The 11,806-nt window shown below is 69.7% G+C and carries 7 protein-coding genes, 1 tRNA gene and 1 pseudogene; 3 read left to right on the top strand and 6 right to left on the bottom strand.

What is annotated here, in order from left to right; translation table 11 throughout:
- Positions 1-110: 110 nt before the first annotated feature.
- The 6 genes from pknB to ACWDZ7_RS20870 all read right to left on the bottom strand — a co-directional run bounded on the left by pknB (position 111) and on the right by ACWDZ7_RS20870 (position 8,449).
- On the bottom strand, positions 111-2,177 hold the full coding sequence (gene pknB, locus ACWDZ7_RS20895) for a Stk1 family PASTA domain-containing Ser/Thr kinase (RefSeq protein WP_451798783.1): 2,067 nt from the start codon (positions 2,175-2,177) through the stop codon (positions 111-113).
- Positions 2,178-2,346: 169 nt separating this feature from the next.
- Complete coding sequence (locus tag ACWDZ7_RS20890) at positions 2,347-3,810, bottom strand: peptidoglycan D,D-transpeptidase FtsI family protein (protein ID WP_451798781.1); 1,464 nt, start codon at positions 3,808-3,810, stop codon at positions 2,347-2,349.
- Positions 3,807-5,225, bottom strand: coding sequence for an FtsW/RodA/SpoVE family cell cycle protein (locus tag ACWDZ7_RS20885; protein ID WP_451517198.1), 1,419 nt, complete (start codon positions 5,223-5,225; stop codon positions 3,807-3,809). Before ACWDZ7_RS20885 ends, ACWDZ7_RS20890 begins: the two co-directional genes overlap by 4 nt.
- A gap of 26 nt (positions 5,226-5,251) precedes the next feature.
- Positions 5,252-6,814, bottom strand: a complete 1,563-nt coding sequence (locus tag ACWDZ7_RS20880) for a Stp1/IreP family PP2C-type Ser/Thr phosphatase (protein ID WP_451798779.1) — start codon at positions 6,812-6,814, stop codon at positions 5,252-5,254.
- 131 nt (positions 6,815-6,945) lie between these two features.
- Positions 6,946-7,461 (bottom strand): FHA domain-containing protein FhaB/FipA, encoded by a 516-nt coding sequence (locus tag ACWDZ7_RS20875; RefSeq protein ID WP_451517196.1) that lies wholly within the window; start codon positions 7,459-7,461, stop codon positions 6,946-6,948.
- A 10-nt stretch (positions 7,462-7,471) separates the two neighbouring features.
- Entirely contained in the window at positions 7,472-8,449 is a 978-nt protein-coding gene (locus ACWDZ7_RS20870) for an FhaA domain-containing protein (RefSeq protein ID WP_451798778.1), read from the bottom strand.
- Between the two features lie 483 nt (positions 8,450-8,932).
- Between ACWDZ7_RS20870 and ACWDZ7_RS20865 the strand changes: the two genes are divergently transcribed.
- The 3 genes and pseudogenes from ACWDZ7_RS20865 (at position 8,933) to ACWDZ7_RS20855 (ending at position 11,723) form a co-directional block, all read left to right on the top strand.
- A tRNA-Leu gene (locus ACWDZ7_RS20865) sits at positions 8,933-9,019 on the top strand.
- 207 nt (positions 9,020-9,226) lie between these two features.
- Positions 9,227-10,671 (top strand): annotated as a pseudogene (locus tag ACWDZ7_RS20860) (DUF2252 domain-containing protein).
- 308 nt (positions 10,672-10,979) lie between these two features.
- On the top strand, positions 10,980-11,723 hold the full coding sequence (locus ACWDZ7_RS20855; protein ID WP_451798967.1) for a hypothetical protein: 744 nt from the start codon (positions 10,980-10,982) through the stop codon (positions 11,721-11,723).
- Positions 11,724-11,806 lie beyond the last annotated feature (83 nt).

Raw genomic sequence — 11,806 nt, 5'->3', positions numbered from 1 at the left:
GTGGTCTCCGGCTTGTGACAGTAGTGGTCTCCGGCTTGTGACAGTGACGACAGAGCCCCGGTACCGCTCAGCGGTACCGGGGCTCTGTTCATGGAGCCTGACGAGCCGGTTCAGTCCTCGTCGCGGTTCGAGCCCCAGTGCGAGTCCCGGTGGGAGTCGCGCTGCGACAGGCCGCCGATGAAGCCGCCGCCGTCGTCTCCACCGCCGTTCCCGCCGTTCCCGCCGTCGCCGCCGTTCCCGCCGTTGCCGTTGCCGCCGCCCGCGGTGGTCAGGTCGACCGCCGTGCCGGGGGCCGCCTTCTCGCCCGCGCCGGGTGTGGAGAAGACCACGAGGGAGTCGTCGTCCTGCGGACCCGTGATGGTGCCCACCGAAAGACCGGCGTCCTCGATGGCCTTACGGGCGTCCTTCAGCTTCTGGCCGGTGAGGGGCGGGACGGTGGTTTCCTCGGGGGCCTTGGCGACCTGGACGTTGACGGTGGAGCCGGGTTCCGCGGACGTGCCGGCGGTGGGCGTGGTCTTGATGACCTTGCCCTCGTCGACGTCGTCGCTGGCGACATCCGTCCTCTCGGCCGCGAAGCCGTTGGCCTTGAGCTGCTTCTCGGCGGCCGCGTAGTCGAGGCCGGTCACGTCGGGGACCGGGGTGAGCTTCTTCTCCTGGGCGACGGTGAGCGTGATGGTCTCGCTCTTCTCGATCCTGCTGTCGCCCGGAGGGTCCTGGTCGATGACCTTGCCGGCAGTCCGATCGGACTCCTGCAGCTCCTTCTCGATGTCGGTGAAGCCCTTGGCCTCCAGCTGCTTCTCGGCCTCTTCGTAGCTCAGGCCCTGCACATCCGGGACAAGGATCTTCGGCGAGCCGGTCGAGACGGTCACCGTGATGGTGTCGCCCTTCTCGACCTCGGCACCCACCGCGGGATCCTGATCGCAGACCTCACCCTTCGGGTACTTGGCACACGCCTTGCGATCGCCGACCGCGAACTTGAGGCCGTAGTTCGTGGCCGAATCCTTCGCCTCGCTCTCGGTCTCGCCGATGAGCTTCGGCGCCTTCATCGGCGCGTCGGCGCCGTCCCCGCTGACCGCCCACTTCCCGATGAGGATCGCTCCCACCAGGACGAGAACGCCCGCGAGGATGAGCAGCCACGTCGACGTGTTGCTCTTCTTCTGGCGGCGGCCGTGGCCGCCCTCGTCGCCGTAACCCCCCTCGTCGGGGTTGACCGGCGGCATCATGGACGTCTGGCCGCCGCCGTTCTGCGGGCGCAGCATCGCGGTCTGCTGGTCGGCCCCGTAGCCGTCGGTCCCGCCGTAGCCGACCGCGCCCATGGCGGCGGTGGCCGCGACGGGCTGGCCGTCCAGGCAGGCCTCGATGTCGGCGCGCATCTCGTCGGCCGACTGGTAGCGGTAGTCGGGGTCCTTGGTGAGGGCCTTCAGGACGATGGCGTCCATCTCCGGAGTGATCTCTCCGTCGAAGACGCTCGGGGCCTGCGGCTCCTCACGTACGTGCTGGTAGGCGACCGCGACCGGGGAGTCGCCGACGAACGGCGGCCGCACGGTGAGCAGCTCGTAGAGCAGACAGCCGGTGGAGTACAGGTCGGAACGGGCGTCGACCTGCTCGCCCTTGGCCTGCTCGGGCGAGAGGTACTGGGCCGTGCCGATGACCGCGGACGTCTGCGTCATCGTCATGCCGGAGTCGCCCATGGCGCGGGCGATGCCGAAGTCCATGACCTTGACCTGGCCGTTGCGCGTCAGCATGACGTTCGCGGGCTTGATGTCACGGTGGACGATGCCGCTGCGGTGGGAGTACTCCAGGGCCTGGAGGATGCCGATCGTCATCTCCATGGCCCGCTCCGGCAGCAGCTTGCGGCCGGAGTGCAGCAGCTCGCGCAGCGTGGAGCCGTCGACGTACTCCATCACGATGTACGGGATGGAGACCCCGTCGACGTAGTCCTCGCCGGTGTCGTAGACCGCGACGATCGCCGGGTGGTTGAGCGAGGCGGCAGACTGGGCCTCACGGCGGAACCGGGCCTGGAACGACGGGTCGCGGGCCAGGTCGACCCGCAGCGTCTTCACCGCCACGGTGCGTCCGAGGCGGGTGTCGTGCCCGAGGTAGACCTCCGCCATCCCACCGCGGCCGAGCACCTGGCCCAGCTCGTACCGGCCGCCGAGGCGACGCGGCTCTTCCATAGCTAATCCAGCCCTCTCCGTCGGTCCCCGACCGCACCTTTGTGTGGTCCGGCGGTGTGCTGTCCGGGCATACCGTACCCGGCTCGACTTGCGTGACCCGGACGCGACCGTCAGCCGATACCGGACCGGTACCGCAACGTGCACCGATGTGGAGTGGCCGTGACGGGCGTCACTTCTTGCTCTTGATGACCGCTTCCATCACGTCCTTGGCGATGGGGGCGGCGAGCCCGCCACCGGAGATGTCACCCCGGTCGGCGTCGCTGTCCTCCACGACCACGGCGACGGCGACCGGCGACCCGGAGTCCGTCTTGGCGTACGAGATGAACCAGGCGTACGGGTTCTTGCTGTTCGCCACGCCGTGCTGCGCGGTGCCCGTCTTGCCTCCGACAGTGACGCCGGGGATCTTGGCCATGGTTCCGGTGCCTTCGTTGACGACCGTCTCCATCATTTCCTGGAGCTTCTGGGCGTTCTCCTTCGAGAGCGGCTCGCTCATCTCCTTGGGCGAGTGCTTCTCGATGACGTCCAGGTTCCGCGCCTGCAGCTCGCTGACCATGTACGGCTCCATGAGCGTGCCGTCGTTGGCGATCGCGGAGGCGACCATGGCCATCTGCAGGGGCGTCGCGGCGGTCTCGAACTGGCCGATGGAGGACAGCGCGGTCTGCGGCTTGTCCATGTCCTCGGGGAAGTGGGAGGCGTTGGAGCGGACCGGAACGAACTGCTCGGAGTTGAACCCGAACTTCTTCGCCGTCTCCAGCATCTTGTCCTTGCCGAGATCGGAGCCGATCTTGCCGAAGACGGTGTTGCAGGAGACCCGCAGCGCCTCACGCAGCGTGGCGTTCTTGCAGGGGATGTTCCCCTCGTTCTTCAGCGGCGTCGTGGTGTTCGGCATGACCCACGGCAGTGGCGAGCGCGTCTTGCCGTCGATGTCGTCGTACAGGCCGTGCTCAAGGGCGGCCGCGGCCGTGACCACCTTGAAGGTGGAGCCGGGCGGGTACGTCTCGCGCAGCGCGCGGTTGACCAGCGGCTTGTCCTTGCTCTTGTCGAGGTCGAGGAACTTCTGGGCCTCGTCGTTGGTGTTGCCCGCGAAGTCACCGGGGTCGTACGAAGGCGTGGAGGCCAGCGCCAGGATCGCGCCCGTGGAGGGGTCGATCGCGGCGACCGCGCCCTTGCCGCGGCCCTTCAGACCGTCGTATGCGGCCTTCTGCGCGGCGGAGTCGAGGGTCGTGACGACATTGCCGCCCTCCTTCTTCTCACCGGTCAGCATGTCGAGCGTGCGGCGGAAGAAGAGCCGGTCGTCGTTGCCGGTGAGGATGCCGTCGTCGATGCTCTCCAGCTGGCTGGCGCCGATGCGCTGCGAGGAGTAACCGGTGACGGGGGCCCACATGGGCCCGTCCTTCCAGGTGCGCTTGTACTTCAGGTCGCTGCCCGGGGTGGCCTTGGAGCCGGTGATGGGCTTGCCGTCCACGATGATGTCGCCGCGCGGCTGGGAGTAGCGCTCGATGGTGACGCGGCGGTTCTTCTCGTGCTTGGCCAGGGTGTCGGCCTGGACGTACTGGAGCCAGTTGTCCCGGGCGAGCAGGGCGAGGACGAGCAGCCCGCAGAAGATCGCGATCCGGCGCAGGGGCTTGTTCACGGTCGGACCACCTGGGTCATTTCGGCGTCGGGGTTCGGGGCGGGGGACGGGGCGGGACGGCGCGCGGTGTCGCTGATCCGGATGAGGATGCCGACCAGGGCCCAGTTGGCGATGACGGACGAACCGCCGTACGCCAGGAAGGGCATGGTCATACCGGTCAGCGGGATCAGGCCCATGACGCCGCCGGCGACGACGAAGACCTGGATGGCGAAGGCCCCGGAGAGACCGATCGCGAGGAGCTTGCCGAACGGGTCGCGGGCGGCGAGCGCCGTGCGGACGCCGCGCTCCACGATCAGGCCGTAGATCAGCAGGATCGCCATCACACCGGCCAGACCCATCTCCTCGCCGAAGGTGGCGAGGATGAAGTCGGAGTTGGCGGCGAAGCCGATGAGGTCGGAGTTGCCCTGACCGAGGCCGGTGCCGAGGACACCGCCGGAGCCGAAGGCCATGAGGGACTGGGCGATCTGCTCGGTCTGCTGGAGCGTCTCGGGGGCGAACGGGTTCAGCCAGGCGTCCACACGCTGCTGTACGTGGGGTTCGAACGAGGCCACGCCGACGGCACCGACGGCGGACATCAGCAGACCGAAGACGATCCAGCTGGTGCGCTCCGTGGCGACGTACAGCATCACGACGAACATGCCGAAGAACAGCAGCGACGTACCGAGGTCGGTCTCGAAGACCAGGATCAGGATCGAGATCGCCCAGACGACGATGATCGGACCGAGGTCGCGGCCACGCGGCAGGTACAGGCCCATGAAGCGGCGGCTGGCCAGCGCGAGCGCGTCACGCTTCACCATCAGATAGCCGGCGAAGAAGATCGCGATGACGATCTTCGCGAACTCACCTGGCTGGATGGAGAAGCCGCCGACCCGGATCCAGATCTTGGCGCCGTAGATGTTCTGGCCGAGACCCGGCACGAGCGGCAGCAGCAGCAGGACGATCGCGCCGACCATCGAGATGTACGTATAGCGCTGCAGGACGCGGTGGTCCTTGAGGAAGACCAGTACGGCCACGAAGAGCGCGATGCCGATCGCGGAGTACATGAGCTGGTTTGGAGCCGACGGGCTGAAGGCGTCGAACTGGGCCTTGGCCAGATTCTGCAGCCTCTCCGACTGGTCGAGCCGCCAGACCACGACAAGGCCGAGTCCGTTGAGGACCGTCGCCAGCGGCAGCAGCAGCGGGTCCGCGTACGCCGCGAATTTGCGTACGACGATGTGGCCGACGCCCGCGAGGAGGCCGAGCCCCATGCCGTAGCCGAGCATGCCGGACGGCAGTTCACCGTCGAGCGCGAGGCCGACGTTGATGTAGGCGAACAACGGAATGACGACCGCGAAAGCGAGCAGCGCGAGCTCGGTGTTGCGCCGGCTCGGCGCCCCGATCGCGCCGATCGTCGACGTGTGTGTAGTACTGCTCATGGCGTGCAGAGGCCCCCAACGGCTGCTTACTGCTTACCGCACAGCGGGACCAGCTTCTGCTCATCCTCGGAGAGGCTGGGGCCGGGTGTGGGAGTCGGTGCGGTCTTGGACTTGTTCTTGTCGGTCGTGCTGTTCTTGTCGTTCTTGCCGGTCGGGTCCGACGACGGGTTCGTGGTGGGGTCGTCGCCCGGGGCCTTGGTCAGGCCGGTCGTGCCGCCCGCCTCGCCCTCACCGGTCCTGGCGTTGTTCTCGCGCTCGACCTCGCGGCGCTCGGCGTCCTTCTTGCACGCCGAGGCCTGGAGGCCGAGCTCCTTGATCTTGCTCTTGGCCTCGTCGAGGTTGCCCTCGGCGATGGTGGCCTCGACCTGCTTGCGCTGGTACGGCGGCAGGTACTTGAGTTCGATCTCGGGGTGGTCCTTCTCGACCTTCGACAGACTGACCCAGGCCAGGTCCTGGTCGATGCCGCGGTAGAGCGCGATGTGCCTGTCCTTCGTGCCCACGTAGTACTGGGTCTGCGTCCAGCGGTACCCGCCGTAGAGCCCGCCGCCGATGACGGCGAGCGCGAGCACTGTGTAGAGGGATCTCTTGAGCCACTTGCGGCCGCCGCCGGGCTTCACGAAGTCTTCGTCGTCGTACGCCCCGAAGCCGCCCTCGGGGACATACCCCGTGGTGTCGCCGCTGCCGGGCGGGCCGAAGCCGCCACCCTGCCCATGAGAGGTCTGCGGCGGCACCGGGCGGCCGAGGCCGGAGGCGCGTCCCGCGGGCGTCTGCATGGCGCCGTCGTCCTGCGCCTGGAGCTGGTTCTCGGCGACCGCGCCGACCACCACGGGGGTGTCGGACAGCTGGCCGGCGAGGGTGTCGCCGCTGTCGATGTCCAGGACATCGGCGACGATCACGGTGATGTTGTCGGGGCCGCCGCCGCGCAGTGCGAGCTGGATCAGCTCCTGCACGGTCTCCTGCGGGCCCTGGTAGGAGGCGAGCGTGTCCTCCATGGTCTGGTGCGAGACGACTCCGGAGAGGCCGTCCGAGCAGATCAAGTACCGGTCGCCGGCGCGGACTTCACGGATGGAGAGGTCGGGCTCGACGTGGTCGCCGCTGCCCAGCGCGCGCATCAGCAGGGAGCGCTGCGGGTGGGTGGTGGCCTCTTCCTCGGTGATGCGGCCCTCGTCGACGAGGCGCTGCACCCAGGTGTGGTCCTGCGTGATCTGCGTGAGCACGCCGTCCCGCAGGAGGTACGCGCGCGAGTCGCCGACGTGTACGAGACCGAGGCGCTGGCCCGTCCACAGGAGGGCGGTCAGGGTGGTCCCCATGCCCTCCAGCTGGGGGTCCTCCTCGACCATCAGCCGCAGCTGGTCATTGGCCCGCTGCACAGCCGTGCCGAGCGACGTCAGGATGTCGGAGCCGGGGACGTCGTCGTCGAGCGTGACGAGCGTCGAGATGACCTCGGAGCTCGCCACCTCGCCCGCCGCCTGGCCCCCCATGCCGTCGGCGATGGCGAGGAGACGGGGGCCGGCGTAACCGGAGTCCTCGTTCCCCTCCCGGATCATGCCTTTGTGCGATCCGGCGGCGAAGCGCAAAGACAGACTCATGCGCACCTCGCCCGTCGGCTCCGGGTACATCCGCACGGTGCCCACCCTCCGGTCGGGAGCGCGCCGGCGTCCAGTGCCTGGACAGCCGCTTCGGCTCGCTCGCTCCGCTCGCGCTCTTTCATGACGTAGCACTACTTCCGCAGCTCGATGACGGTCTTGCCGATGCGGATCGGCGCGCCCAGCGGAACGGGCGTCGGGGTGGTGAGTCGGGTCCGGTCGAGATACGTGCCGTTGGTGGACCCGAGATCCTCGACAATCCACTGGCCGTCACGGTCCGGGTAGATCCTGGCATGTCTGCTGGAGGCGTAGTCGTCGTCCAGCACGATCGTCGAGTCGTGCGCACGGCCCAGCGTGATGGTCTGCCCCTGCAGGGCGACCGTCGTCCCCGCGAGGATGCCCTCGGAGACGACCAGCTTGCTGGGGGCGCCGCGGCGCTGGCGGCCGCCACCGCCCTGCTGCTGGCGCGGCGGAGTTGGTGCGGCCTGCTGCTGGCGGGCGGCCTGCTGCGGCCGCTCGCGCCGGGAACCGCGTTGTGTGACGCGTGTTCCGAACAGGTCGCTGCGAATGACCTGGACGGCCACGATCACGAACAGCCACAGAACAGCTAGAAAACCTAGCCGCATGACCGTCAGGGTCAGCTCTGACATTGCCCCCGCTTCACCCTTCGGCTTGCCGGTAAACGATGGTGGTTTGGCCCACGACGATCCGCGAGCCGTCGCGGAGCGTAGCGCGGGTGGTGTGCTGCCCGTCTACCACGATGCCGTTGGTAGACCCGAGATCCTGGATCGTCGAGGGCGTTCCGGTCCGGATCTCACAGTGCCGGCGGGATACGCCGGGGTCGTCGATCCGCACATCGGCGTCGGTGCTGCGACCCAGCACCAGCGTCGGGCGGGAGATCTGATGGCGGTTGCCGTTGATCTCGATCCAGCGCCGCACCTGGGCGCCCGGAAGAGGTCCGGCACCGGGCCCCGCGGGCCTGCTCGCTGCCGTGGACTGACCGCCTGGGCGACTCGCGCCGGGTGGCGGTGCGGCAGGCATGGGAGGTGCCCCGCCGGGAGCGCCGCCGGTGGCTCCGGAGGGCGGCTGCGGATAGCCATAGCCGCCGCCCGCGCCACGGCCGGGAGCCGCGGGGCCACCGGAACCGGGACCGCCGGAACCGGCACCACCGGAACCGGGACCGCCGGAACCCGGGCCGGTGCCGCCGGGGCGAGGGCCTGCGGAGCCGGGGCCCGCGGGGGCGCGTTCAGGAGACTGCGAGGTGCTGGAGGCGAGTGTGCGGCTGCGGACGCGATACAGGCCGGTGTCGAGATCCTCGGCCTTCTCCAGGTGCACCTTGATGGGGCCCATGAAGCTGTAGCGCTGCTGCTTGGCGTAGTCGCGCACCATGCCGGACAGCTCGTCGCCGAGCTGTCCGGAGTAGGGGCTCAGGCGCTCGAAGTCGGGCGCGCTGAGCTCCACGATGAAGTCGTTGGGGACGACCGTCCGCTCGCGGTTCCAGATCGTCGCGTTGTTGTCGCACTCCCGCTGGAGGGCGCCGGCGATCTCGACGGGCTGGACCTCGGACTTGAACACCTTGGCGAAGGTGCCGTTGACCAGACCTTCGAGTCGCTGCTCGAACTTCTTCAGGACTCCCATGGGGCACCTCCTCCGTCGTAGTCATCCTGGTACTGCTTACTGATCGTATCCACGCGCCGGGAAATCGGCTGGTTCCCCCTGTTCGCCCGGTCGACGAGTGTCGCCTCTCACAAGGCATGCCCGCACCAGGCCCCAGGGATCCTCCCAGCACCCCTGACGAGGCCCTGATTTCCGGATCCGTAAACCCTTCCGGGAAGTGGCTCGGGACGCCTGCTCGAGTCTCCTCTTACCAGGGATCGTAGAGGGGGTCCCAAGCCAGTGTCCCGCACCTGGCTGCGGACCTCGGCGAGCCCGGTGGGCCCGGTGGGCGGAGCGGTCCCGGTCCCGGTCCGTTCCTGTGCGCGTACGGGAGTGTTGCGGGCGGATCCCTTGGCAGGTGCCCCCCGAATACGGATGTGAATCCACCGTCCGCAGCGTGCTAATCTTCTGGATGTCGGCAGGCGCTCGCCCCACACGGCGGGGAGCCCGAAGGCAACACCCAATGCGCGGGTGGCGGAATAGGCAGACGCGCTGGATTCAGGTTCCAGTGCCCGAAAGGGCGTGGGGGTTCAACTCCCCCCTCGCGCACCATGAGGAAGCGGTCCTCCTCCGGACGAAAGTCCGGAGGAGGACCGCTTCTTTTTGTGTCCGTGGACGGCTGGTGGCCTGCTCGGGTGGCTTGCTCGGAGCGGGGGCGGTGATGTATGTCACCGCGGTTGTCCACAGGCTCTGACGGGGATCGGTGCGCGGCGGTACTTTCGAGGCCGGGTTCGGTGACGGTCGGCGGGGGCGATGGGCATGGCGGAGCTGGGTGAGGCCGGGGCGGGTGGGCTGCTCGGGGCCGGGCGCGGGGCGGACGCGCGGCTTCCGCGGGTGACGGGGTTCGCGGCGTGGCCCGCGCAGGGATCGCCCAAGAGCGACGGCAAGGCGCTGCGAGGGCGGGTGCCTCGCTCGGCGCACGCGCGGTTCGAGGCGGGTGTGGGACGCCCTGGCCCCGTGGCGGCCGTGAAGGAGGCGAACCGCGGCAGGCGTGCCGAGCTCGGGTCGGCAGGATGGCCGCCTCTCCCTTCGCGTTCCTGCGGGGCTCCGCGGGACTCATGGCGTACGACCTCGCGCGCGCCCCGCTGACCGGCATCGGCGCGCAGATCTGCGGGGACGCGCACGCGGCGAACTTCGGGCTCTACGCGGACGCGCGGGGCGGCCTCGTCATCGACCTCAACGACTTCGACGAGACCGTGCACGGCCCCTGGGAGTGGGACCTCAAGCGGCTGGCCACCTCCCTGGTGCTCGCCGGCCGCGAGGCGGGTGCGAGCGAGGCTGTCTGCACGGCTGCCGCGCTGGACGCGGCGGGGGCCTATCGACGCACCATGCGGCTGCTCGCGAAACTCCCCGTCCTGGACGCGTGGAACGCCATCGCGGACGAGGAGTTGGTCTCGCACACGGACGCGCGTGACCTCCTCGGCACGCTGGAGCGTGTCGCGGCGAAGGCGCGGCAGAACACGAGCGCCCGGTTCGCCGCGAAGTCGACGGAGCGGGTCGAGGGCGTTGACGGTTCCGTGGGGCGGCGCTTCGTCGACGCCCCGCCCGTGCTGCGGCGGGTGCCGGACGCGGAGGCCGCCTCGGTGGCGGGTGCGCTGGAGGAGTATCTGGGCACGCTGACCGAGGACCGGCTGCCGCTGCTCGGGCGGTACGCGATCCAGGACGTCGCGTTCCGCATAGTGGGCACCGGCAGCGTCGGCCTGCGGTCGTACGTGGTGCTGCTGCTCGACCACCGGGGCGAGCCGCTGGTGCTCCAGGTCAAGGAGGCGCGGCCCTCCGCGCTGCTGCCGCAGCTGCCCGTGGCGGGCTTCAAGGTGCCCGATACCGCGCACGAAGGGCAGCGGGTGGTGCGCGGCCAGCAGCGGATGCAGGTCGTCAGCGACTTCCTGCTCGGGTGGACGACGGTGGACGGGTCTCCTTTTCAGGTACGCCAGTTCAGGAACCGCAAGGGCAGCGTGGACCCGGTGGCGCTGACCGCCGACCAGATCGACGACTACGGCCGCATGACCGGCGCGCTGCTGGCTCGCGCCCATGCGCACAGCGCCGATCCGCGCCTCATAGCGGGGTACTGCGGCAAGAGCGACGAGCTGGACGTGGCGATATCGCGGTTCGCGACGGCGTACGCGGACCGTACGGAGGCGGATCACGCGCTGCTGGTGCGGGCGGTCAAGGAGGGGCAGGTGGCAGCTGAGGTGGGGGTGTGAGGGCTTCTTGAGCGGGTGGTGAGCGGGCCCGGGCAGGCTGTCCGGGGGAACGGACCGGCCGTGCTTCGGGGGCGGGGCACTTGGTGCCCTACGCTGGACGAGTGACGATCCCGGAAGCCGAGCCGACGCAGCCCGAGACGCCTGAGACTCCCGGCGAGGAGTCCGGGCAGCCGGGCCCAGAAGGGCGGCTCAAGGACCAGCTCAAGGAGCGGCTCAGGGCGCGCTCCGAAGAGCGGCGTGCGGGGCAGGCGGACCAGCGGGCCGAGGAGCAGGCGGATCAGCGGCCCGAGGCGCGGCTCGAACGGGCCGTGCGCGCCGCCGAGCAGGCGCTGATCGAGTACGAGATCGCGTTGGAGACCTTCCGGGTGGAGGTCGAGAACTTCTCGCGTCTGCACCACCAGAAGCTCGGCCCGATGTACGCGCGCCTCGACGAGCTGGACGCACGGATCGCCGAGGCCACCGCGGCCCGCACGGGCGACCCCGAGGATCTGCGCAAGGCGGAAGAGGCGCGGGCGCGGGTGATGCCGATGCCGGGTGTCGAGGAGCTGTTCCACGGCTGGATGGACGACGAGGGTCTCTACCCCGAGGCCGCCGCGATGCTCACCGACCAGTCGGTGCGGCCTCCGCAGCGCGTGCGCCCCGGCGAGGAGGCCCGCAAGCTCTACCGCGAGCTGGTGCGCAAGGCGCATCCGGACCTGGCGCAGGAGGAGGGCGAGCGGCAGCGGCGCGAGGAGTTCATCACGCGCGTCAACGCCGCGTACGCCCGTGGCGACGAGGCGCTGCTGCGGGAGCTGTCCGAGGAGTGGGCCGCGGGGCCGGTGCCCGAGGAGCAGCGGCTGACCCGCAGCGAGGAGCTGTACGCCAGGCTCGAATGGCTCGCCCAGCGCAAGGAACTCCTCTCCGTCCTCGCCAAGGATCTGGAGGAGAGCGCGATCGGCGGGATGCTGCGTCTCGCGCCCGACGATCCGGACGCGCTCCTCGACGAGATCGCCGAGCGGCTGCTCGCGCAGGTCGCCGAGCGCGAGGCGGAGCTGGAGCGGCTGAGCGCGTAGCCGCGTCCACAGCCCGCTGCGCGGGCATCCGCGGTCCGTCGCGCAGGCGCGCCCGCGGGGCGGCATCGGTCGGGTAGCGTCGG

The sequence above is a fragment of the Streptomyces sp. NPDC003032 genome (assembly GCF_053591415.1).
The sequence above is the reverse complement of the archived record's forward strand: the minus strand, read 5'-3'. Positions and strand labels throughout refer to the sequence as shown.

Excerpts from the sequence above, each read along its gene's own strand:
- ACWDZ7_RS20880 (WP_451798779.1), bottom strand. The coding sequence starts at position 6,814 with ATGAGTCTGTCTTTGCGCTTCGCCGCCGGATCGCACAAAGGCATGATC.
- ACWDZ7_RS20875 (WP_451517196.1), bottom strand. The coding sequence starts at position 7,461 with ATGTCAGAGCTGACCCTGACGGTCATGCGGCTAGGTTTTCTAGCTGTT.
- ACWDZ7_RS20885 (WP_451517198.1), bottom strand. The coding sequence starts at position 5,225 with ATGAGCAGTACTACACACACGTCGACGATCGGCGCGATCGGGGCGCCG.
- ACWDZ7_RS20870 (WP_451798778.1), bottom strand. The coding sequence starts at position 8,449 with ATGGGAGTCCTGAAGAAGTTCGAGCAGCGACTCGAAGGTCTGGTCAAC.
- pknB (WP_451798783.1), bottom strand. The coding sequence starts at position 2,177 with ATGGAAGAGCCGCGTCGCCTCGGCGGCCGGTACGAGCTGGGCCAGGTG.